Raw genomic sequence first — 22,498 nt, 5'->3', positions numbered from 1 at the left:
GCGGATGGGTTCGGTCTGGATGACGCGTTCTGGGATCTCGTCGGGGCAATGCAGTTCGGATGCAGAGCCCACGCGCGGCCGGCGCCACTTTAACCGAATCTGCGCGCGCCGGCATCGCCTTGTTCGGCTGCCCGGGCGCCTGGCCCGTTTTTTTGCCGCGCCGCTAAAGATTTCGCGTATGAGGTCGATATCTCGGTCTGATGGGCGCGTCAAGCAGCAGCGCGTTTCGCCGCTGCCGCAACCCGGCGCGCGGCCCTGCCACGCTTTGCATGCAAGCCGCGCGCCCGACTCGACACGCCGACTAGTACACAGGTTGCCAGCGACACACATGGAAGCGAACAGGATTACCGCGCCCCTCCCGGGCTGGCTCCGCACGGTCCTGGACCGCCTGCGGCCACGCGCCGGGCGCACAGGCGAGCGGCGCGACGCCCATCCCGGCGTCCCGCTCGCCTGTGCGGACGGTGCGCCGCCCTCGTCGCCTTTGCCGGAGGCACAGACCGTGCCCGCGCGCGCGGCCACCGGGGGCATGGGCCGCCCATCCAGCAGCGAAGCCACCGGGGCCGACGCGCGCTCGCGCGCCTTCGAGCAGACGGCGGCCGCCGTGGATTTCCTCGTGCATGTCGATCGCAACCTGCGCTTTCTCTACGTCTCCGATGCGAGCCTGCGCTTTGCCGGCTATCACCGCGAGTTCCTGCTTGGCGCGACACTGCACGACCTCGTGGCGCCCGACGATCTCGCGCGCCTCGACGCGCTCTTCGCGCGCGCGCAGGAGAGCGGCGTAGTCGAAAAGGACACGATCGATCTCGTGAAGGCGCTCACCTACCCGCTCGCCGTCGAGCTGCGCGTGCAGTCGAGCACCTGGTCCGGCGTGGACGGCTTCGCCGTGGCCGGCTTCGACGTCTCGGACTGGCAGCGCGTGCAGGGGCGCCTCACGCATGCGCTCCATCACGATCCGCTCACGGGCCTGCCAAACCAGGCGGCGCTCGAGCCGGCGCTCGAACGCGCGCAGGCCGAAGCCGACCGGCACGGCACGCCCATCGCCCTGCTGCTGCTCGATCTCGACGACTATCAGCGCGTGAACCGCGCGCTCGGCTACGATGCCGGCGACGAGTTGCTGCGCGAAACCGCGCGCCGCCTCACGCACCTCACCCGTCCGGGCGAGTTGATCGCGCGCACCGGCAGCGACGAGTTCGCCATTCTGATCACGCCGCCATCCACGTCGCATGGATCGTCGCAAGGCGTGCCGCCACGCGGCGGCGCGCCCATCGACGTGCGTGGCGCCGCCGAAGCGCTCGCGCGGCGCCTGCTCACGTCGATCCTGCAGCCCTATTCGTTCCGCGACCAGCCCGTGCACCTCGCGGCGAGCATCGGCATCGCGTTCCATCCCGAGCAGCGCCCGGACTGCGGCGAAAGCGATGCGCAGCCCGAAAGCACGCCGCTCATCCGCCGCGCCGACCAGGCGCTGCAACAGGCCAAGGCCGCGGGCGGCAACACTTTGATGCTGCACGTGCCCGATGACGATCCGACCGACGCCCAGCGCCTGAAGCTCGAATCGGACCTGCACGACGGCGTGCGCAACGGCGAATTCTCGCTGCACTTCCAGCCCATCACGAGCAGCGCGACGCGCGGCGTGGTCGGGGTCGAAGCGTTGATCCGCTGGCAACATCCCTTGCATGGGCTCGTGCCGCCATCAACATTTATCCCGCTTGCGGAATCCGTCGGCCTGATTAATTATCTCGGCAACTGGGTTTTGCGGGCGGCCTGCATGCAGCTGACCCAATGGGACGAGCAAGGCATTGCCCTGCAGTACGTCGCCGTCAACGTCTCGCCGCAGCAGTTCCGCAATCCGCGTTTCAAGGAAAGCGTCGAAGAAGCGATCCGGCTCACCGGGATCGATCCGCGCCGGCTCGTCTTCGAGATCACCGAAAGCGTGCTGATGCACGACCCGCAGCACGCGGTCACGCTGCTCGAGGAGCTCACGGGGCTCGGCATCCGCTTTGCCGTGGACGACTTCGGCACCGGGTATTCGAGCCTCGCGTATCTGCAGCGCTTTCCGCTTTCGAAACTGAAGATCGACCGCAGCTTCGTCGTGAACCTGCTCACCTCGCGCAACGATCAGGCGATCGTCAACGCCGTGGTGGGCCTCGCGCGCACGCTCGAGCTCGAGCTCGTCGCCGAAGGCGTCGAGACCGAGGCGCAGCGCGAGCTGCTCACGAAGATGGGCTGCGATCACATTCAGGGATGGCTCGTCTGCAAGGCTCTGCCTTCGGAGGAGCTCTCGCAGCGTTTCGAGTCGCGCACCTTGCACGTCCACGGCGTGCATTGAACACGGCACCGATACACGCAGGGCATTAGCGAAATTGACATGGTTCAGATGGTAAAGGCAGTCCTGCTCGACCGGCTCTGGGCTCGTATGAACGAGCGCGGCGACTTCCCCATGCTGTCGCAATCGCTGCGCACGACCGTCGCCGCCATGACCAACGACGACTACGACTTCACCGCGCTCGTGAAGGTCGTGCTCTCGGACTTCGCGCTCACGCAGAAGGTGCTGCGGCTCGCCAACTCCGCCATGTACATGGCCTTCGGCGGCAACATCACGACCGTCACGCGCGCGCTGATGGTGCTCGGCATGGACGCGGTCGGCCATCTCGTGGTGGGCCTGAAGATCGTCGACCACTTTCATCACAGCGCGCCGCGTCGCATCGACGCCAAGCTCGAACTGAACCGCACGATGCTCTCGGGCTGCGTCGCGCGCAAGCTGACCGAGCGCGGCGACCTGCGCGCGGGCGAAGAGGCCGTGGTCTGCACGCTGATGCGCCAGGTGGGCAAGCTGCTCGTGGTGTTCTACCTCGAGCCCGAGTGGGAGCAGATCCGCCGAGAATGCGAGCAAGGCACGAACGAAGACGATGCCTGCATCGACGTGCTCGGCGTAACCTTCACCGAAATCGGCCAGGACGCGGCCTCGCGCTGGCGCCTGCCCGAAACGATCCGCGAAGGCATGGGTGAATACGATCCGGCGGGCAGCGAGTCGCGCCAGGTGCAATGGCTGCGCGCGATCACGAACTATTCGACCGAGGTGGCGCGCGTGCTCACCACCACGAGCCTGACCGACGAAGCGCGCGAAGAGCACATTTCGGATCTCGCGCATTATTACGGGCGCGCGCTCTCCACCGATCCGGAAGCGCTCGTGCAGATGAGCCTCGCGCTCGCCAACGAAGAAGCCGACGACGGTGTGATGCGCGAGATCGTCGAGCTGCGCGCGAACGCCGACGCCATCGCGCGCGAAGCGCTCGACCCCGAGGCGCGCATTGCCGCGGGCGTGGAAGACCTGCGGGCGCTACCCGCCGGGAGCCCGCTCTCCACGGCGCTCACGCTCGCTACCGAGACCGTGCTGGCCGGCCTCGGCTTCGCGCGCACGCTCGTGTTCGTGCGGCGCGGCGCGAACATGTTCGAGGCGCAGCGCGGGTTCGGCCCCCAGGTGGAAGACAATCTGGAGAAGCTCGCGTTCAGCGCGGCGTTCCAGCCCGACGTGTTCCATCTCGCGATTGCAAACTCGGTGGGCATCTTCATCGAAAACGCGCGCGACCCGAAAATGCTCGCGCGTCTGCCGGCCTGGTACCGCGCACGCCTCGACGACGCGCGCGCATTCGTGCTGCTGCCGGTGGCCCACCCTGGCGAGCCGCCCGTGGCGCTGCTCTACGGCGACTGGTTGCTGAGCCAGGAGCCGCGCCGCATCCTGCAGAAGGAAATGAGCGCGCTGAACGAGCTCGCGCACGAGCTGGCGCGGTTCTTCGTCGCGAGTCCCGTGAAGGCGTAAGCGTCTTCAGTCACTGCAAGTCCCATCGGTCGCCAGGGTCACTCGGGTCACGCCTGTACCCCCAGCGCCGCCAGTGTGTGGCCTCGCTCGCCTGCTCAGGCCCATTCCGCCAGAACCTCAGTCCTCGATGCGCTCCAACCCCTCGGCTTCGGCGTTGCGGTCGGCCGTGCCGGCCCACTCCGCGGCCGCGAGCGCAAGCGCCGCCAGCGCCCCCGCATCGAGCGGCGCGAGCGTGGCGCACGCCGCCTCCACGGCCGCCCAGTCGGCGTGCTCCAGCGCCTCGCTCACGCCAAGCAGGCGGCCCAGCACGCCTTCGCGGCGCGCGATGGCCGCACGGATCGGCTTGGCTAGCCTGAGCATTTCGAGCGTCTGGTCGAGTTGGCCGCCGAACACGGCGTCGACGAACGAGAACACGCCGACCAGAAACGCCGCATCTTCCTCCGCAGGCCCGGCTTCGGGCAGCACCGCCGCGGCAAGCTCCATGAACCGCGCGCGCGTGGCCGCGAGCTGCAGCAGCGGATCGTCTTCGAGCGAGATCTTGCGGCCGTCCGCGTACAGCAGGAGCTGCGTCCAGCGCGTGATGCGATTCGTGCCCGTCGCGTTGATCGCCTCGCGCAGCGTGCTCACCTTGCGCCCGAGACCGAAGCTGCTCGAATTCGCGAGCCGCATCAGATGCATCACGAGCACGGGATTGAGCTTCAACTCCGCTTCGAGCTGCATCACGCTGGGCTCCGAGGCCAGTAGCTGCAGCAAGCTCAGCAACGCCTGGCGCGGCGCGCTCGCACGGCGCGCCCCGCCCTGCGGCTTCGCGAAGTAGTAGCCCTGGAAGCGGTCGAAGCCCAGCGCGTGAGCGCGCTCGTGTTCGGCGGGCGTCTCGATGTTCAGCGCCACGAGAATCTTGCCCGCCGCCTTGAGCACGCTTGCGAACTTCGGCAGCAGCGCAGGCGCGATGCCGCGCGGATCGAGCTTGACGGCGTCCACATAGGGCAGCAGCTTCGCGAACGACTCATCGGCTTTCGTGACGTGGTCGAGCGCGAAGCGATAGCGCTTGCCGTGCAGCTTGACGAGCCGCGCGATCACGTCGGGATCGGCGCCGATGCCGGGCGGCAGCTCGAGGATCACGCGATCGGCGGGCACCCGCAGTAGCAGGTCGTCGAACAAGAGCTCGCGCGTCAGGTCGAGCCACGCTGGATGGCCAGTCAACGCCGCGCGCAGCGTGGGCGCGGCGAACGCTTCGATCAGCGCCTGGTTCAGCGCCCCGCTCTGCGCCGCGGCGTCACTCGACGATGCTTCGCCGACATCGGTCTCAACATGTTGCTCGAAGCCTTCGCGCAACACGACGCGCGGCAGCGTCTCGAACGCGCAGAGCATGCCGTCGCGATCGAGCAGCGGCACACGCGCAAAATAAACCTGATAGGGATTGGCCGGCGGTTCGGTCGAAGATTCGGCTATCCGATGGCTGCCTTCGACGCCGGACACACGCGGCCGGTCTGCGGCATTGAAGCTCATGGGTCCCCCGCAAAGCGCCTCGCTTTGCGCGGGCGCGGATCGTATGGTCTCTCGTGTGGCTCGTTCTTGCTTGTTATTGCTTTCTTGCTTGTTCTTGCTTCTTGTTGCTCGCCGTTCACACGGCCAGTGCGGCCGCCAAGGCGCTTTCTTTGCCGATCGATTTTATCCTGGCCGATGCGTCGAGCATATGAAGCCTGCGCGCGGCGCACATAAAAAATGCCGGCGGGGCAACGCCCTCGCCGGCATTCGCGGCGGGACTCCGCCCGCCGCTCACGCATGTGCGCGTTTGCGCGCTTACTTGAGCACGACCTTCACGTCGAAGTACTTCGCGGCGATCTTGTCGATCGTGCCGTCGGCCTTGAGTTCCTTGAGCGCGCCGTTGAGCGCGGCCTTGAGCGCCGCGTCGTTCTTGCGCACGCCGTAGCCCACGCCCTCGCCGAGCAGCTTCGCGTCGACGACCTGCGGACCCGCGAACGCGAAGCCCGCGCCCTGCGGCTTGTTCAGGAAGCCCTTCGATGCAGCCTCGGCGTCCTGGAAGGCAGCGTCGAGACGGCCCGAGGCGAGGTCGGCGTAGATCTGGTCCTGGGTCTGATACGGCACGACGTCGACGCCCACGGGCGCCCACTTGGCCTTCGCGTAGGTCTCCTGAATCGTGCCCTGGAGCACGCCCACGTGCTTGCCCTTGAGCGACTCGGGCGTGGGCAGCAGCGGGCTGCCCTTCTTCGCGATCATCTGGTTGGGAATCGCGTAGATCGGATCGGTGAAATCGATGGCCTGGCGGCGCTGATCCGTGATCGTCATGTCCGAGTTGATGGCGTTGAACTTGCGCGCTTGCAGCGCCGGAATCAGGCCGTCGAACGAGTTCTCCACCCACACGCACTTCGCCTTGAGCTTCGCGCAGACCGCGTTGCCGACGTCGATGTCGAAGCCCTGCAGCTCGCCCGTCGGCGACTTCGATTCGAACGGCGCGTACGACGCCTCGACGCCGAAGCGGATTTCCTTGATATCGGCGGCGTGGGCCGCGCCCGTGGCCAGCGTGAAGGCCGCGCAGAGCGTGAAAGTGGCCAGCTTGTTCCAGTTCATGTTCATCAGTGTCTCAGTTCAGTCGAATTACAGCGCGCTTCAGAGGTCCTATGGCGCGCTTCGGTGCAGGATCGCTGCGCCAAAGTGGCGGTTCAAACGGGCGCATCGTCTATGACGCGCCGCAGCAACCGCGAGGCCGCGATTGTACCGCGCCCGGCACAAGCGGCCGGAAAACGCATCCTGGCGGGGGTTTTCGCGCGGCACGCGCGGCTCGGTGCGAGCTTCGCGGGCCGCGCGCGGTTCAGGCAATTCAGCTCAGCGAGGCGAGCGTCTCGGCGGTCGTATCGACCACGAGCAAACCCGCACGCAAGCCCGGCTTCACGGTGGGATTCGGAAACACGATGCGCTCTTCGTCGTGTGCGACGACGTAGCGATACGTGCCGTCCTCAGCCAGCACCGTGCCACGCGCGAACGGCGTGAAGTTCGGCACGTCGGCGGCTACGTGCAGCGCGAAGGCATCGCTTTGCTTCGTAATCTGGCCGATCACCGTGAAGACGCGCGGCATCGGTTCGTCCTCAGCGGCCTGCGCGCCCGAAACGAGCCTGCGCACCGCCGCGTCGGCCGGCGCAAAACGCGCGAGATCGTTCTGCCCGAACGGCTGCACCTTGCCGAGCTCGAGCGTGCACGCGAGCGCGCCGCACGCATCGGCGGTGAACGACGAGTACGTGGCGCCCTTCTCCGTATGGATCAGGACGGCGGCGATGCGCGCGTCGGCGAGCCAGTCGAACATCGCGCGCGAAGGCGCGTCGCCTGTATAAGGCAGCAGCGCGAACTGCTCGAACGCCGAGGCGCGGATCGCCGTGTGCATGTCGAGGTGCCAGCGCGCGCCGGGCAGCACAGGCGCATCGGCGAAGAAACGCTGCGCCGCCGTTTCGAGCACGACGGCGCGCGGCGCCTCGCGGCTTTGCGGCACGCGCGCGTGGCGGCCGCCGAACAGACGGTTGAGGTCGTCGTCTTCGTAGCGCGTGGCGGCGCGCATCGCCGCCACGTTGCCGAGCACGACCAGCAAGCGGCATGCGAGCGCGAGGCGCCCCGCCGCGAGATCGGCCACCATCTGCGAAAGCAGCTCGATGGGCGCGGTCTCGTCGCCGTGCACGCCTGCGGAGAGCAGCACGCTCTTGAGCGTCTCGGACCGTGCGCCACCGGTGTACTCGGGCTCGAGTTGCAGCACGCCTTCGTCTAGCCACTGCCAGCGCACCGCGCCGTACGCACAACTGCCTTGCGCTTGCGCCTCGCTGGTGGGCCGCTGGCCTTTCAGCGTCGTGGCGAGAAAATCGGCGAGGCATTCGGGCATGGCCGCCCCTGCCGCGTGCAAGGACCCGGCCGGCTCAGCGCTGGAAGTCATAGAGCGACCCCAGGCCGAGGATCTGCGTGAGCTCGTCGAGCGCCGTGCGCGACTCCACCAGCAGCGCCGGATCGGTGAGGTCCTGCGGCGCAAGGCGGTCGCGATAGTGCTTCGCGATCCACGCGTCGAGGCGCCCGAACAGCGCATCGTTCATCCACACGCCCGGCGCCACCGCCGCGCGCTCGGCCTCGCTCAGCACCACGCGCAAGCGCAGGCACGCGGGGCCGCCGCCGTTCTTCATGCTCTCGCGCAAGTCGAACACGAGCACCTCGTCGATGGGGCCGCTCTTCGCGGCCAGCTCGTCGAGATAGTTCGCCACGCGCGGATTCTCGCGGCATTCCTGCGGCACGACGAGAATCTGCTTGCCGTCGGCGCGGCTCAGGAGCTGGCTGTTGAACAGATACGACGAGACCGCGTCCGCCACGCTCACCTGGGCGTCGGGCACTTCGATCACGTCGAACGGCGCGCGGTGCGCCTCGAGCTTCCCGCGCAGCTCGTCGTAGACCTTGTTCTGGTCGACGAATGCGCGCTCGTGGCAAAACAGCGTGCTGCGGTTGCCCACGGCGATCACGTCGTTATGGAACACGCCGGCGTCGATCACCTCGGGGCTCTGCTGCGCGAACACCGTCATGTCGTCGGTCAGGCCATGGCGATGTGCGATCGCGCGGCTCGCCTCGAAGGTCTGGCGCGCCGGGAAGCGCTTGGGCTCCGGCCCGCGACGGTACTCGCTACGGCCATAGACGAAGAACTCCACGCCGCGATCGCCGTATTGGGCGCAAAAACGCGTGTGATTCGCTGCGCCTTCGTCGCCGAGCGCGGGCGTGCCGGGCAGCGCGTCGTGCACCACGAAGTGCGACGGGTCCGCGAAGATCGTGCCGAGCGTGCGGCGCGTGTACTCGTGCTCGATCGCGCGATGCAGCTTGCTGCACAGGTTCGCGGGCGTGAAGTGCACGCGGCGCTCGGGCGTGTCGGCCGAGGGGCTCACGGTGGCCGCGTTGGCGGTCCACATCGCCGAGGCGGAGCTCGCGGCCGCGAGCAGCTCGGGTGCGTCCTTCGCGGCGCGCGCGATGGCGTCGGCGTCCTTGCCCGTGAAGCCCAGCTCGCGCAACAGGCGCATCGAGGGGCGCTCCTGCGGCGGCAGCACGCCCTGCGCGAAGCCCAGGTCGGCAAGGCGCTTCATCTTGCGCAAGCCCTGTTGCGCGGCGGCGCGCGGGTTCGCGACCGACTTCTCGTTGTTCTGCGAGGCGACGTTGCCGAACGAGAGCCCGGCGTAATTGTGCGTGGGGCCGACGAGTCCGTCGAAGTTGGCTTCCAGGGTGCCCGCGAGCGCCGCTGCGGAAGCCGTTGCATGGTTAGTCATCGTCGATCCTCAGAATTGAAGGCCCGGCGAGACGCTCGCGGGCATGGTCAGCTGTGCGCTCTCGACCGAGGCCATCGGCCAGGCGCAGTAGTCGGCGGCGTAGAACGCGCTCGGACGGTGGTTGCCCGAGCGGCCCGGGCCGCCGAAGGGCGCGCCGCTCGACGCGCCGTTGGTGGGCCGGTTCCAGTTCACGATGCCCGCGCGGATCTCGCGCGAGAAGCGCTGCCAGAGCGCGGCATCGTCGGCGAGCAGGCCCGCCGAGAGGCCATAGGCCGTGTTGTTGGCCTGCGCGATGGCGTCATCGAAACCGGCGTAGCGGATGATTTGCGCGAGCGGCCCGAAGTGCTCCTCGTCGGGCAGGTCGGCCACGTTCGTCACGTCGAGGATGCCCGGCGTCACGAAGCCGAGCGCGGGGTCGCGCTGCTCCATGCGCAAGAGCGCCTTCGCGCCGCGTTCGAGCAGTTGGGCCTGCGCCTGAATCAGCTTTGCCGCCGCGCGCGCCGAGATCACGGCGCCCATGAACGGCTGCGGCTCGGCATTGTATTCGCCCACCGCGATGCGCGAGGACACTTCGACGAAGCGCTCGATGAAGCGGTCGCCGAACGCGCCGGCCGGCACGAGGATGCGGCGCGCGCAAGTGCAGCGCTGCCCCGCCGAGAGAAACGCCGACTGGATCGCGTGATGCACGGCGGCGTCGATATCTTCCACAGGCGCCACGACGAGCGGGTTATTGCCGCCCATCTCCAGCGCGAGCACGATCTCGGGGCGGCCGCCGAACTGGCGATGCAGCAGCGTGCCGGTATCCGAGCTGCCCGTGAAGAACAGCCCGTCGATCTGGCGATGGTTCGCGAGCGCAATGCCCGTGTCGCGCTCGCCCTGCACGAGATTGAGCACGCCCGCGGGCAGCCCCGCCTCGCGCCAGATCTCGACCGTTGCGCGCGCAACGTCCGGCGCCAGCTCCGAAGGCTTGAACACGACCGCGTTACCCGCGATCAGCGCCGGCACGATGTGGCCGTTGGGCAGATGGCCCGGGAAGTTGTACGGCCCGAACACGGCCACCACGCCGTGCGGGCGATGGCGCAGCACGGCCGTGCCGTCGGCCATTTCGCTGCGCTTCTCGCCGGTGCGCTCGCCATAGGCCGTGATCGAGATCGCCACCTTGGCGGCCATCGAGGCGGCCTCGGTGCGCGCTTCCCAGAGCGGCTTGCCGGTCTCGCGGCCGATCGCCTGCGCGAGTGGCTCCTTGCGCTCGGTGACGAGCGCCGCGAAGCGCTTGACGATCTCGCAGCGTGCCTCGAACGGCGTCTGCGACCACTCGACGAAGGCGCGGCGCGCCGCGCTCACAGCGCGGTCCACATCCTCGGCGCTCGCGGCGTTGCCGCTCCACACGGTCTCGCCCGTGCCCGGATTGTGCGAAGCGAATGCGGGGCCGCTAGCCGCGCACCATTGCCCATCGATGAAAAGCTCGTTCATGGTCATCCTTGTCTTTCTGCGTGGCTTATCGGCCCCGCCCTTAACCTTGCCGCGGCTTGTGCGCCGCGCCCAGCACGCGCACCGGCTCGCCCTCTGCGACGTTCAGCGCCGCCGCTTCCTGCGCGCTCAGCGTGAACACGCCATCGTGCACGACGCCCGGGGCGAAGCCCACGCGGAAGTCGGTCAGCGACGTGTTCGACACGAGCGAGCGCACGCCCTCTTGCGCCACCTGCGTACCGATCCGCACGGGCACCACCACGCTCTCGCGCGCCGTGCGCAAGTCGGAGGTATGGCATTCGAGCACGGGGCCCGCGTCGAAGATGTCGACGTGATTCTCGTAGCGCAGCCCTTCGGCTTCGAGCATGCGCCGCGCCGGCACCGTGTCGGCGTGCGTGAGGCCCACGCAGGCCTGCGCATCCTCGGGCAGCAGCTCGACGTACACCGGAAAGCGCGGCATCAGCTCGGCGAGAAACGCCTTGCGGCCGTGCGAGCTCAGGTAGTCGGCCGCGTTGAAGTCGATTTGATAGAAGTGCGAACCGACGGCGCGCCAGAACGGCGACGTGCCTTCCTCATCGAAATGCCCGCGCAATTCGGCGCAGATGCGCTCCGGAAAGCGCTCGCGGAACTGCGCGATGAACATGAAGCGCGAGCGCGAGAGCAGGCCGCCCATGCCGCCCGTGCGATAGCGCGGCGAGAGGAACAGCGAGCACACCTCGGCATAGCCCGTGAGGTCGTGCGAGATGTTCAGCGCGCGCATGCGCGTCCAGATGCCGAGGTCCTGGCTCGCGTGCACGACCGTGCTCACGCGATAGTTGTAGAACGGCTGCTGCAGGCCCACGGCGGTTTCGATGCCGCACACGCCGGCCACGTCGCCGGTCGCGGTGTCTTCCATCACGAAGAAGTAGCCCGCCTCGCCCTGCGAGGCCTCGCCCGCGAGCGTGCGGCGCGTGCGCTCGATGCGCGCCGCCAGTGCCTCGCGGTCGGGCTTGAAGGTAGTGAGGCCGGGGCCGGTTTCCTGGGCGAGCGCGACGAGCGCGTCCACATCGCCCGTCTGCACGACGCGTACCACGATCATTGCGCTTCTCCCATCGATTCGTCCTCGTTTTGCGGCGTGTCCCGATACAGCGGTGCGCAGCGCACCGCTTCGCCATCCTGCACATTGAGCGCCGCGCGCGTGGCCGCGTCGAGCGGCGCCGAGGCCGGCACGTGTACGCCATGGCGCGCGGCACTCGCGGCTTCAACCGCCTCAGGCAGCGTCGCCAGTGCACAGCGGAACTCGCCGCCATGCTGGCTCGCGACGAGATACTTCGCGCCCTGCGCCGCGCTTGCGCTCTCGCGCACCGTGCGCGTCTCATTGCCCGAGACCGACGACGTGCGATCCACCTGCGCGGTCATCACGGGGCCCGCGTCGAAGATATCGACGTAGCGGTCCGTCTCGAAGCCCTCTTCCAGATGAATCTCGTAGGCGAGCAACGCGCTCGGGTCAGGCTCGCCCAGCACGCGCTGCGCGGACTCGGGCAGCAGCGGAACATAAAGCGGATACGCAGGCATCACCTCGGCGATGAAGGTGCGGCTGCGGCCGCCCGACACCATTTCGATGTCCTTGAAATCGCGGCCGAAGAACTTGCGCCCCACCGCTTCCCAGAACGGCGAGACGCCCGCGTCGTCGGTCACGCCGAGCAGGAGCGAGAACACCTCGGGCGTGAAGCGGCGCCGGTTCATCGCCACGTACATCATGCGGGCGCGCGACATCAGATGCGCGGCCGCGTCGCCGCGCAGCGACGGGTCGATGTAGAAGCCCGCGAGCCGGCTCTTGCCCGTGAGCTCGTGCGACATGGTGAGCGCGTGAATCTTGCGGTTCACGTGCAGCTCGCGCGAGGCGTGAATCAGTGCGTCGTTGCGAAACGCGTAGAACGGCTCCGAGTAGCCCGCGGCCGCCACGACGCTCGAGGTGCCGACGAGCTTGCCCGTCGCCGAGTCTTCGAGCACGAAGAGATAGAACTCCTCGCCGGGGAAATCCACCTGGGCGCGAAACGAGTCCTCGGAAAGCGCGATGCGCGCTTCCAGCGCCGCGCGGTCGTGCGGCAGCGAGTGCAGCACGGGCTGCGCGGTGCGGGCCATGTGGGCGATCGCATCGAGATCGGAGAGCCTTGCGGGGCGAACGAATAGCATCGTCGGTCCTGTGTCGAGTGGGGCGCGCCGCGATTTCAGCGCGCGCCGATCACATCTTCGAAGGCCTTCTCGAGGCGCGCGAAGCCCTCGTTCAGGTCCGCTTCGGGAATGATGAGCGACGGTGCGAAGCGCAGCACATCGGGGCCGGCGATCAGCATCATCACGCCCCGGTTCGCGGCCGCCGCGTTGAAGTCCTTCGCGCGGCCGGCAAAGCGTGCGTTCAGCTCGGCGCCGATCAGGAGGCCCTTGCCGCGCACTTCCGTGAACACGTCGAAGCGCTCGTTCAGATGCGCGAGCTTCGCGCGGATCGCCTCGCCGCGCGCGCGCACGCCGGCCAGCAGTGCCGGGTCGCTCACGAGCTCGACCACCTTGTCGGCGATCGCCGCGCCCAGCGGGTTGCCGCCGTAGGTCGTGCCGTGCACGCCCACCTTGAAGTGCGCCGCGATCGCTTCGGTCGTGAGCATCGCGCCAATCGGAAAGCCGTTGCCGAGCGCCTTGGCCGTGGTGAGGATGTCCGGCGTCACACCCGTGTCTTCGTAGGCGTAGAAGGTGCCGGTGCGGCCCACGCCCGTTTGCACTTCGTCGAAAATCAACAGCGCGTTGTGCGCGTCGCAGGCCTCGCGCAGCGCTTGCAGGAAGGCCGGATCGGCGGGAATCACGCCGCCCTCGCCCTGCACGGGCTCGACGATCACGGCGCAGGTCTGCGCACCGATCGCGCGCTTCGCCGCCTCGATGTCGTTGTACGGGAGGTGCACGATGCCGGCGGGCACCGGGCCGAAGCCTTCCGAATACTTCGGCTGGCCGCCCACGCTCACCGTGAAGAAGGTGCGGCCATGGAACGACTGCGTGAACGAGATGATCTCGGTCTTCTGCTCGCCATGGCGCTCGAACGCGACGCGGCGCGCGAGCTTGAGCGCGGCCTCGTTGGCCTCGGCACCCGAATTCGCGAAGAACGCGCGCTCGGCGAACGTGAGCGCTTCGAGCTTGCGCGCGAGGCGCAGCACCGGCTCATTGGTGTAGCCGTTGCCGATGTGCCAGAGCTTGCCGCCCTGCTCGTGCAGCACGCGCAGCAGCTCGGGATTGGCGTGGCCGAGCGAGGTCACGGCGATGCCGCACGCGAAGTCGATATAGTCGCGGCCCTCGGTGTCCCATACGCGCGAGCCCTCGCCACGGTCGGGGACGAACGGCGCGGGCGAAAAGCACGGCACCATCACTTCGTCGAAGGTCTTGCGGCTCACAGTCTGGTCGTTCATGGCGAATCCTCTTGGGCTCAAATTGGGGTTCTGGCTTCGGGCGGCGCGTCGGTTGCGGCGCAGCGCCCTTTTCAGCACTAACGGAAACAGTGTAGGCAACCGTGCGGCAATCGTCTTGCGTAACCGCGACGTGTTTTTTCGTCGGAACCTGAATGCGGGTGCGATCAGACAAAAGCCGGTACAAGCAGGCATAAGCAGGCGCGAGCCGCCACCGGCGGCCGCGCTCATTCAGCGCTCATTCAGCGCACAATCAGCGCTCAGCCGGACTCAGTCGCGCTCCGGTGGCTCCACGAGCGCGCCCGCGCGCGGCTCCTGCACCGCGCCTGCCGCGCCGCCGTGCTGGCGCTCGATCCAGTTGCGGCGGTCCTCGCGCGGCGTCACGCCGAAGCGCTCGCGATAAGCGTTGGAAAAGTGCGCCGCCGATGAAAACCCGCACGCGAGGCTGATCTGCACCACCGACTTGCTGGTGCGCTGCAACTGCGAGCGCGCCTTCGCGAGGCGCAGGCCCAGGTAGTACTTCGACGGCATCGCGTTCAGGTACTGCCGGAACAGCCGCTCGAGCTGCCGGCGCGAAACGCCCACGTGGCCGGCGATCTCGTCGGTCGTGAGCGGATCTTCGATATTCGCTTCCATCAGCATGAGCGCGTCGTTCAGGCGCGGATGGCGCTCGCCGGGCGCGGTCACGAACGGAATGCGCTGGCGCTCGTCGCCGCTCCTGAGCGTGCTGGCGCCCAGTGCGTCGGCGATGCGGTCCACCAGCTCCGGACCATGCTCACGGCCGATCATCGCGAGCATGAAATCGAGCGTGGCCTGGCCGCCCGAGCAGGTCGCGCGGTCGCGGTCGATCTCATAGATGTGCTGCGTGACGATGGTGCGCTCGAACTGCTCGGAGAACTGCTGATAAGTCTCCCAGTTCACGGCGACGCGATAGCCCTGGAGTTGGCCCGCCATCGCGAGCCACCAGATGCCATGGTGGATGCCAGTCACGAGCGGCGTGCGCTGCCCCACGCGCGCGAGGCTCGCGAGAAACAGGCGGTAGTCGGCGAACTGCTGATAGCGCTCGGTCACGACGATGAGCCAGTCGCACGAGAGCGCGTCGCCGAACGCGCAGTCGGCGGGCCATTGCGCGCCGCCCGAGAGCGGCACGGGCCGGCCGTTCCACGAACACATCTGCCAGCGGTAGAGCGCGCGGCCGTCGATCTCGTTGGCGAGATTGAGCGCGTCGACGATGGGGCCCACGCCCGACATCGAGACCGGCGGCAACGCGACGATCGCGACCTGAGTAGTGCGGGACACCGCAGGTGACACTTTCTGGCGCCCCGCTTACTTGAGGCTGCCCGAGAGGAACTGGCGCAGCCGCTCGCTGTTTGGATTGCCGAGGACGTCGGCGGGCGCGCCCTGCTCCTCGGTGCGGCCCTGATGCAGGAACATCACATGATTGGAGACGTTGCGCGCGAAGCCCATTTCGTGGGTGACGACGATCATCGTGCGGCCTTCCTCGGCGAGCTTCTGCATCACCTTGAGCACTTCGCCCACGAGCTCGGGGTCGAGCGCGGAGGTGGGCTCGTCGAACAGCATCACGTCGGGGTTCATCGCGAGCGCGCGCGCAATCGCCACGCGTTGCTGCTGGCCGCCCGAGAGATGCGAGGGATATTGCTTCTCCACGCGCGGCGCGAGACCGACCTTCTCCAGATACGCGCGCGCGCGCTCCTCGGCTTCCTTGCGCGGCACGCCGAGCACGTGAATCGGCGCCTCGATCACGTTCTCGATCACATTCATGTGCGACCAGAGATTGAAGTGCTGGAACACCATCGCGAGCTTGGTGCGGATGCGCTGGAGCTGCTTGTGGTCGGCCACCTCGAGGTCGCCGTTGCGGCCCGCCTTCGTACGCACGGCCTCGCCGTCCACCACGATCTCGCCCGCGTTCGGCTTCTCGAGGAAATTGATGCAGCGCAGGAACGTGCTCTTGCCCGAGCCGCTCGCGCCGATGATGCTGATCACGTCGCCCTTCTTCGCGTCGAGCGAGACGCCCTTGAGCACTTCGTTGTCGCCGTAGCGCTTGTGGATGTCACGCGCAATCAGCTTGCTATCGGAGGATTGCGCCGGGGTTTGCGTCGCACGCGGGGTCGTTTGCATCGTCTGAGCCAAGATGGTCTCCCAAAAATTATCGCGTACGCACGGCAAGGTGGCCGAGCCAGCGCTTCTCCGCGCGGCGGAACGCAGCCACCAGCACGAACGATACCGCACAGTAGATCAGCGCCGCGAGGCCGAACGACTCGAACGAGCGGTACGTGGCCGAGTTGGCGTCGCGCGCGACCTTGAGGATGTCGGGCACCGTCGCGGTGAAGGCTACCGTCGTCGCGTGCAGCATCAGGATCACTTCGTTACTGTACAGCGGCAGCGCGCGGCGCAGCGCCGAAGGCAGGACCACGCGCCAGTACATCGTGAACGGGCTCATGCCATAGGCGCGCGCCGCTTCCACTTCGCCGTGCGAGGTCGAGCGAATCGCGCCCGCGAAAATCTCCGTCGTGTAAGCGCAGGTGTTGAGCGCGAACGCAAGGATCGCGCAGTTCAGGCCGCTGCGGAAAAACGCGTCGAGCAGCGGCTCGGCGCGAATGAAGGCGAGACTGTACACGCCCGTGTAGATCAGCAGCAACTGCACGTAGAGCGGCGTGCCGCGGAACACGTAGGTGTAGAAGCGCACCGGCATCGAGAGCCAGCGCCGGCTCGACACGCGCGCGACCGCGAGCGGCACCGCGCACACGAAGCCGAACGCCACGGAGATCACGAGCAGCCAGAGCGTCATCGCGAGGCCGGACACATGCTCGCCGTCCCAGTAGAGGAACGCGCGGCCGAATTGCTGGATGATTTCGTTCATCGGTTCGGGCTCCGCAGACTCACAGTTGCGCGTGGCGCACGCCCGCGGAATAGCGGCGTTCGAGCCAGATCAGCGCGAAGTTGGAAATGGTGGTGATCGCGAGATAGATGAGCGCCGCGACCACGAGGAAGAAGAACAGGTTGAAGGTGCTGCGGCCCGCGTCCTGCGCGGCCTTCACGACATCGGCAAGACCGATAATCGAGACCAGCGCCGTCGCCTTCACGAGCACCTGCCAGTTGTTGCCGATGCCGGGCAGCGCGAAGCGCATCATCTGCGGAAACAGGATGCGGGCGAACACGCGTGCGCCGCTCATGCCGTAGGCGTAGCCCGCTTCGAGCTGGCCGCGCGGCACCGAGAGGAACGCGCCGCGGAACGTCTCCGTGAAGTACGCGCCGTAGATGAAGCCGAGCGTGAGGACGCCCGCGACGAACGGGTCGATGTCGATCTGCGCCATGCCGAGCGCGTCGGTGGCCTCGTTCACGCCGATCTGGATGCTGTAGAAGAGCAGCAGCATCAGGACCAGGTCGGGCACCGAGCGGATCAGCGTGGTGTAGGCCGTCGCGCAGGCCGCGAGCGGACGGTTGAACGAGAGCTTCGCCGCCGCCCCCACGAGGCCGAGCAGCACGGCCACGCCGAGCGAGAGCAGCGAAAGTTCGATCGTCTGGATCGTGCCGGCGAGCAGCACCGGGCCAAAGCCGTAGAGGATCACGCGCGTCTCCGTGAAGATGTTTGTCGACGCCGCGGGCGTTGCCGCGGGCGCTGTTTGGAAGATGTGCGCGGATGGTCGCAGCGCAGAATAGATTGCTCAAACGCGCAGGCCGCGGATGCTGCAACGCAACATCCGCGTGCTTCTACGCCTGGCCGGCGTTTTGGCCCGCGCCGCCAAGGGCGCGATGAATTTGAAAGCCGAAAAGACAACGCCCCGGCAAGCGGGGCGTTTTCACAAGTTTCGGGTCGCTTTTTCGATAGAAGGCGCGGGGCCTTCCCTGCGGCCCGGTCAGCGCCTATGCGGGGCGCGAGCGCGCGCCTCGCGCGCTGCCAGCATGAACGTTCGCACCGAGCAGCTTTTCGGCCAGCGCGCCAAAGAGCAATCCGATCGTGCTCCAGAGAATCGCCTGCATGCCGATCGAGACGGTGCGGAACTTCCACAGCAGCACGGCCGGGAATGCGGCGGGCACCTCGTTGATCGTCGGCATGACGAGCTGGATCGCGCCGATCACCACGACGAAGAGCACGAGCGCCGCAATCGACGCATTCCAGGCGCCATGGCGCGCCACGAGCGCCGCTCGGACCTTCAGCGAGAACACCGACATGGCGATAGAGATCGCAATCATCACGAAGAACAGCCCGGTGCGAGCGCCAATCGTCTCCGGATCGCCGACCGAGGGCGGGTTCGCCGGATATTTGATGTTCGGCACGATGTAGATCGCGACGAACGCCGCGAGCGCGAGCCAGGCGCAAAGCGCGCGCGGCGACATGCGACCCGCGCGGCCGTACGCATAGGCGAAGACGAGCGCAAAGAGCCCGCCGACCGAAGCGCTGTAGACCATCACGCCTGTGAAGAGGCCGTAGCTCGCCTGAGTCTTGCGGCTCACGATCTCGGGATCGGGCGCCTCGCCTTTGGCGGCGTCGAGCTTTTCTTCGAAGGAAATGGCCTGATCGACCTGCGGCTCGCCCACGAGTTTCGCGAACGAGAACGTGAGGAGTCCCGCGGCGATGCCTGCGAGCATCCCGCGTACCAACAGTTTGCCTACCATGTCAGCTCCCGGTCAGTGGCACGGAAAGCCAAGCAGATGGCGGCCGTCGTGAACGAACTCGTGGACGTACATGCCCGGAAAGATCGACGTCGCGCCCTGTTCGGCGCCGACGAAGTACAGCGCGAGCAGCAGCATGAGGCCGCCGAAGATGGCCCAGGGCAGGATCTCGCGCAGCGGGATCGGGGTGGGCGTGGCAACCGGCGGCTGCGCCGGATGGAATGCGGCTTCGGACATGATGACTTCTCCTGGGGTTACGCGCCCCGTTAGTCGTGGGATGGAATGGCTCCGGATGTGCCCCAATGCATGACACGCGGGTCTGGCTTCCGTGGCTTCGAGACGTCGGCTTTCGACGTTTCGAAGGCGCGCGGTTACAGTGGCGCGACCGTGCCGGACTTGCACCGGCTTCCGTGTGTAGGGCGAGCCCGTATTCTACGCGCTGGGCCGGCCTTGCGCGGGCCGAATGCAAGCTCGGCACAAGCGGGATGTAATCAAACGATAAATGGGAGAACACGCCGATGCCAGGAACGACAGTCTGGCTGGTATGCCACGCGGCCAATGCCGCGCTGCGCTCGGGGACGTTTCCTCGCGCACCAGGCGGGGACAACGACGAAACAGAAACGCTCGATGCACGCGCCGTCGAGGCTATCGAAGCCTGGCGAGTGCGCTGGCAGGCGCGCCTCGTTGGCGCCAATGGGGACGCGCCGCACGCGCTGATGAGCCCCGCCGCCATCGCCTGCGCAAGCGCGCAGGCGGCCGGCTTCACCGCTGGGCGCACCGATGCGCTCGCGGACGCCGCCTACGGCGCGTGGCAAGGCCGGCGCCTCACGGACGTCGCACACGAGGCGCCTGAAGCGCTCGCCGCCTGGACGCGCGATCCGGCCTTCAGGCCGCCCGGTGGCGGCGAGTCGTTCGACGACGTGCGCTCACGCGTCGCGGCGTGGCTCGACGCCCTTCCCGAAGCGGAGACAACCATCGTGGCCTTCACGCACGCGCCGGTGATCCGCGCGGCGATCCTGCGCGCGCTCAGCGCGCCTTCGGCGTCGTTCAGGCATCTGGAGATCGCGCCGCTCGCCGTCACGGCGCTGAGGCGCTCGGCGCAAGGATGGGTCTGGATGGCGGCACTACCGTGAGGCAATGGCGGGCGACGGTGGCAACGGCATCGAGATCGCGTATCAACGCGTTGACACAAGCCTGGCCGATGAGTAATCTTTGAATGTATCTACGCGTTGATACGCCGTTTGGCAGACTGGCGGCTCACCCAAGGAGAAGGACAATGGCCATTCAGACCCTCAAGCGTTGGGGAAACAGCCTTGCGGTACGTATCCCGGCGAGCGCCGCAGCCAGGCTGGCGCTCACCGAAGGACAGGAGATCGAAGTGGAAGTCGAAGACGGCGTGCTAACGGTCCGCGCTCATTCCGCCATACGGCGCTTCTCGCGCGAGCGCTATTTGCGTCAGTTGCACGAGAGCAGGCTCGAGCAGCAGCCGCTCGTCGACTTTGGCGCACCGCAGGGCTTCGAATTCGGCGGGCCCGATGACCCAGCGCGTTTTGACCTTTGGTAAAGACGCATGAAGAACGGAACACCAGACGCAGGCGATATTGTTTGGCTGAATGTCGGTCCGAGCGTGGGCAATGAGCAGAACGGCTTTCGCCCGGCCCTCGTCATCACAGACGCCGAATTCAACGAACTCACGAGCCGCTTCATCGGGCTGCCGATCACCAGCACGATTCACGGCTGGGAATCGGAAATCCCGATCAGCGGTCTCAGCAAACCCTGTGTCGCCATGGCGGACCAGATCACCACGCTTTCGTTGACGGGGAGAGTCTGGCGCCACAGGGGCGAGCGCGCGACGCAAGACGAACTGAGCGCGGCGAAATTTGCCATCGCCGGGATTCTCAATCTTTGATCGAAGGGCGCCGTTCGCCACGGCACGCGGCGGCGCGCCCTAATCGATTCCCAACTGCGCCTTGATCGCGGGCAGCATGTACTGCACCGCTGCGCGCCCTTCCGCAATGGCCGGCGCGGCGCGATGAAAGTCGAAGATCCCCATGCCGCCCAGGCGCGGCTGGATCAGCACGTCGGCGGGCTCGCCCGCCAGCCGGCTGCGCGTGATGCGCACCTGCATGATGTCGATGCTCTGGGCAATCGAGCTGAGCAGCGATGGCACGCGCGCACTGGGCGGCGGCGCGACGCGCACATCCGCCCCGCCCAACGCGCCCGGCCCCGAAGGCTGAAGCCATTGCGGAAAGGGCTTGCCATTGCGACGCAGCAGTGGCGCCGGTTGCGCGGGGTCCGCGCCCGGCAGCGAGCCGGCTTGCGCGTCTGATTGCGCTTCGAGCGGCAATTCCGGCTCCGCGCCATTCGCAGCCTGCGCCGCCGCGACGGCCGCTTCGACCGGCGTTTCGCGCGGCACGGTATCGATCGTGCCGCCCAGGTCGCGGCCATTGAGGATGTCGTGATTGAGGTCGATGGCGATCACCGTATCGGCGCGCATCGCCCGCGCCGCCGAGACCGGCACCGGGTTGCTGAGCCCGCCGTCGACGAGCCACACGCCGTCATGCCAGATCGGCGTGAAGAGGCCAGGGATCGCGATGGAGGCGCGCACCGCGTCCACCACGCCGCCCTCGCGCAGCCAGACCTCGCGACCCGTATCGAGCTCGGTGGCCACGGCCGTAAACGGCATCGCCAGCTCGTCGATCACGCGCCCGTTGAACTGCTTCGCGAACAGGTCGATCACCTTGCGTCCGCCCAGGAGGCCGCCGGAAAAGCGCAAGTCGAGCAGGCGCACCACCGTCTGCCAGGTGAGCTTGCCGACCCAGTCCTCGAGCCAGTCGAGATCGCCATTCGCGTAGACGGCGCCCACCAGCGCGCCGATCGAGGTGCCGCACACCACGTCGGGCTTGATGCCCGCCTCCTCGAGTGCGCGTATCGCGCCAATATGGGCCCAGCCGCGCGCAGCCCCGCCGCCCAGCACGAGCCCCACACGCGGCGGCCGCCGACGATGCATCACCATGCGCACCTCCCGCGTCCGCCGGTTATTTCCAATAGTTTGCCCAGCAAATTCAATGCCCTATGTCCGTTGCGCAACACCTGCCCGTATTCACTCACGCCGTTCGCGCCCAGCAAAGCCCACTAACAACGCGGATCAAACGCTCATCAATGCCCGCGAATCACGTCGGAACGCGAGGTCGTCGTGACCCGGCCGTCCGGTCCGAAGTGCACGTTGAAATACGCCTCCTGGGTAACGCCGCCCTCGAACCACTTCCAGCTCCACACCGTCTCCTTCTTGAGCAGGTACACGGCCACCTGGCCGGGCTTGCCAAGCAGGCGCCGCACGTCGTCCTGGCTCTCGCCGATGTACACCTTCGCGAAATTCTCCGCGGTAAGCACCTGGGTGATGGCCACGAGCCGCCCATCCGGGCCGATGTCGACCATGTAGGTCTTGAGCCCCTGCGGGCCGCGCGGATATTCGAGCCGCCGCGAGCCGTCCTCGAACACACGCTCGGTCTCGGGCTTGCCCATTTGCTCGCGCACCTGCTCGAGCGTCGAAACACCGGGCGTCAGGCCCTTGAGCAGCAGCACGTCGGGTTTCACCGAATCGAAGAAGGCCTTGAACGTCTGCCGAAGGGCGTCGAGCATGGAGTCGATCTGGCGGTCATCGCAGCCCGAGAGCGTGAGCGCCGCCAGTGCGGCGCACGCCACGGCAAGCGAGCGCGTGGATGAAAATGTGAGCGGCATGTCAAAGCTGGACTGTGGCTGGACCTCGCCAGGCGTCATCAACGCTATCGCTGATGCGGCGCGTCCCGCGCACGCTCACCCCTTGGCTCAGCGTGCGCTTACAACCCACAATG

21 protein-coding genes are annotated in these 22,498 nt (G+C 67.4%); 5 read left to right on the top strand and 16 right to left on the bottom strand.

The genetic code is table 11. The annotated features are described in order from the left end of the window. The first annotated feature begins 328 nt into the window (after positions 1–328). Positions 329–2,326, top strand: coding sequence for a putative bifunctional diguanylate cyclase/phosphodiesterase (locus E1956_RS08985; RefSeq protein ID WP_134748279.1), 1,998 nt, complete (start codon positions 329–331; stop codon positions 2,324–2,326). Between the two features lie 48 nt (positions 2,327–2,374). Continuing rightward, the gene (locus E1956_RS08980; RefSeq protein ID WP_134750479.1) at positions 2,375–3,817 is read left to right on the top strand and encodes an HDOD domain-containing protein; all 1,443 of its coding nucleotides are present in this window, start codon (positions 2,375–2,377) and stop codon (positions 3,815–3,817) included. A gap of 117 nt (positions 3,818–3,934) precedes the next feature. Here the strand turns inward: E1956_RS08980 and E1956_RS08975 are convergent, their stop codons facing one another. The 14 genes from E1956_RS08975 to E1956_RS08910 all read right to left on the bottom strand — a co-directional run bounded on the left by E1956_RS08975 (position 3,935) and on the right by E1956_RS08910 (position 18,881). Continuing rightward, on the bottom strand, positions 3,935–5,326 hold the full coding sequence (locus E1956_RS08975) for an EAL and HDOD domain-containing protein (RefSeq protein ID WP_134748278.1): 1,392 nt from the start codon (positions 5,324–5,326) through the stop codon (positions 3,935–3,937). Between the two features lie 294 nt (positions 5,327–5,620). Beyond that, positions 5,621–6,415 (bottom strand): ABC transporter substrate-binding protein, encoded by a 795-nt coding sequence (locus E1956_RS08970; protein WP_134748277.1) that lies wholly within the window; start codon positions 6,413–6,415, stop codon positions 5,621–5,623. Positions 6,416–6,659: 244 nt separating this feature from the next. Next, positions 6,660–7,703, bottom strand: coding sequence for a succinylglutamate desuccinylase (astE, locus tag E1956_RS08965; RefSeq protein ID WP_134750477.1), 1,044 nt, complete (start codon positions 7,701–7,703; stop codon positions 6,660–6,662). A gap of 34 nt (positions 7,704–7,737) precedes the next feature. Further along, positions 7,738–9,114 carry an N-succinylarginine dihydrolase gene (gene astB, locus E1956_RS08960; RefSeq protein WP_134748276.1) on the bottom strand — a complete coding sequence of 459 codons (1,377 nt, stop codon included), beginning with the start codon at positions 9,112–9,114 and terminating at the stop codon, positions 7,738–7,740. Positions 9,115–9,123: 9 nt separating this feature from the next. Next, positions 9,124–10,587: a succinylglutamate-semialdehyde dehydrogenase gene (gene astD / locus E1956_RS08955; RefSeq protein WP_134748275.1), complete on the bottom strand. Its 1,464-nt coding sequence runs from the start codon at positions 10,585–10,587 to the stop codon at positions 9,124–9,126. A gap of 40 nt (positions 10,588–10,627) precedes the next feature. After that, complete coding sequence (gene astA / locus E1956_RS08950; RefSeq protein ID WP_134748274.1) at positions 10,628–11,662, bottom strand: arginine N-succinyltransferase; 1,035 nt, start codon at positions 11,660–11,662, stop codon at positions 10,628–10,630. After that, positions 11,659–12,759 (bottom strand): arginine/ornithine succinyltransferase subunit alpha, encoded by a 1,101-nt coding sequence (aruF, locus tag E1956_RS08945; protein WP_134748273.1) that lies wholly within the window; start codon positions 12,757–12,759, stop codon positions 11,659–11,661. Before aruF ends, astA begins: the two co-directional genes overlap by 4 nt. 35 nt (positions 12,760–12,794) lie before the next feature. Further along, entirely contained in the window at positions 12,795–14,012 is a 1,218-nt protein-coding gene (locus E1956_RS08940) for an aspartate aminotransferase family protein (RefSeq protein ID WP_134748272.1), read from the bottom strand. A 267-nt stretch (positions 14,013–14,279) separates the two neighbouring features. Next, the gene (locus E1956_RS08935) at positions 14,280–15,260 is read right to left on the bottom strand and encodes a GlxA family transcriptional regulator (RefSeq protein ID WP_084688067.1); all 981 of its coding nucleotides are present in this window, start codon (positions 15,258–15,260) and stop codon (positions 14,280–14,282) included. 75 nt (positions 15,261–15,335) lie between these two features. Beyond that, the gene (locus E1956_RS08930; RefSeq protein ID WP_134750476.1) at positions 15,336–16,148 is read right to left on the bottom strand and encodes an ABC transporter ATP-binding protein; all 813 of its coding nucleotides are present in this window, start codon (positions 16,146–16,148) and stop codon (positions 15,336–15,338) included. Between the two features lie 28 nt (positions 16,149–16,176). Next, on the bottom strand, positions 16,177–16,890 hold the full coding sequence (locus E1956_RS08925) for an ABC transporter permease (RefSeq protein WP_134748271.1): 714 nt from the start codon (positions 16,888–16,890) through the stop codon (positions 16,177–16,179). A gap of 19 nt (positions 16,891–16,909) precedes the next feature. Beyond that, positions 16,910–17,599, bottom strand: a complete 690-nt coding sequence (locus tag E1956_RS08920; protein WP_134748270.1) for an ABC transporter permease — start codon at positions 17,597–17,599, stop codon at positions 16,910–16,912. A gap of 295 nt (positions 17,600–17,894) precedes the next feature. Continuing rightward, the gene (locus E1956_RS08915; protein ID WP_134748269.1) at positions 17,895–18,647 is read right to left on the bottom strand and encodes a CbtA family protein; all 753 of its coding nucleotides are present in this window, start codon (positions 18,645–18,647) and stop codon (positions 17,895–17,897) included. A 12-nt stretch (positions 18,648–18,659) separates the two neighbouring features. Further along, complete coding sequence (locus E1956_RS08910; RefSeq protein WP_134748268.1) at positions 18,660–18,881, bottom strand: CbtB domain-containing protein; 222 nt, start codon at positions 18,879–18,881, stop codon at positions 18,660–18,662. A gap of 281 nt (positions 18,882–19,162) precedes the next feature. Here E1956_RS08910 and E1956_RS08905 point away from each other — a divergent pair, with 281 nt between their 5' ends. The 3 genes from E1956_RS08905 (at position 19,163) to E1956_RS08895 (ending at position 20,553) form a co-directional block, all read left to right on the top strand. Then, positions 19,163–19,777, top strand: coding sequence for a histidine phosphatase family protein (locus tag E1956_RS08905; RefSeq protein WP_134748267.1), 615 nt, complete (start codon positions 19,163–19,165; stop codon positions 19,775–19,777). A gap of 143 nt (positions 19,778–19,920) precedes the next feature. Beyond that, positions 19,921–20,208 carry an AbrB/MazE/SpoVT family DNA-binding domain-containing protein gene (locus tag E1956_RS08900; protein ID WP_134748266.1) on the top strand — a complete coding sequence of 96 codons (288 nt, stop codon included), beginning with the start codon at positions 19,921–19,923 and terminating at the stop codon, positions 20,206–20,208. A gap of 6 nt (positions 20,209–20,214) precedes the next feature. Next, the gene (locus tag E1956_RS08895; RefSeq protein WP_134748265.1) at positions 20,215–20,553 is read left to right on the top strand and encodes a type II toxin-antitoxin system PemK/MazF family toxin; all 339 of its coding nucleotides are present in this window, start codon (positions 20,215–20,217) and stop codon (positions 20,551–20,553) included. Positions 20,554–20,592: 39 nt separating this feature from the next. Here the strand turns inward: E1956_RS08895 and E1956_RS08890 are convergent, their stop codons facing one another. Together E1956_RS08890 and E1956_RS08885 are read right to left on the bottom strand one after the other, a co-directional pair. Continuing rightward, positions 20,593–21,657 carry a patatin-like phospholipase family protein gene (locus tag E1956_RS08890; protein ID WP_134750474.1) on the bottom strand — a complete coding sequence of 355 codons (1,065 nt, stop codon included), beginning with the start codon at positions 21,655–21,657 and terminating at the stop codon, positions 20,593–20,595. A 146-nt stretch (positions 21,658–21,803) separates the two neighbouring features. Further along, positions 21,804–22,385: a hypothetical protein gene (locus E1956_RS08885; RefSeq protein WP_134748264.1), complete on the bottom strand. Its 582-nt coding sequence runs from the start codon at positions 22,383–22,385 to the stop codon at positions 21,804–21,806. Positions 22,386–22,498 lie beyond the last annotated feature (113 nt).

Origin of the sequence: Paraburkholderia pallida (assembly GCF_004524855.1) — a bacterium.
In the GTDB taxonomy this organism is placed as follows: domain Bacteria; phylum Pseudomonadota; class Gammaproteobacteria; order Burkholderiales; family Burkholderiaceae; genus Paraburkholderia; species Paraburkholderia oxyphila.
Note: the sequence above shows the minus strand (reverse complement) of the source record. Positions and strands in the feature narration are given on the sequence as shown.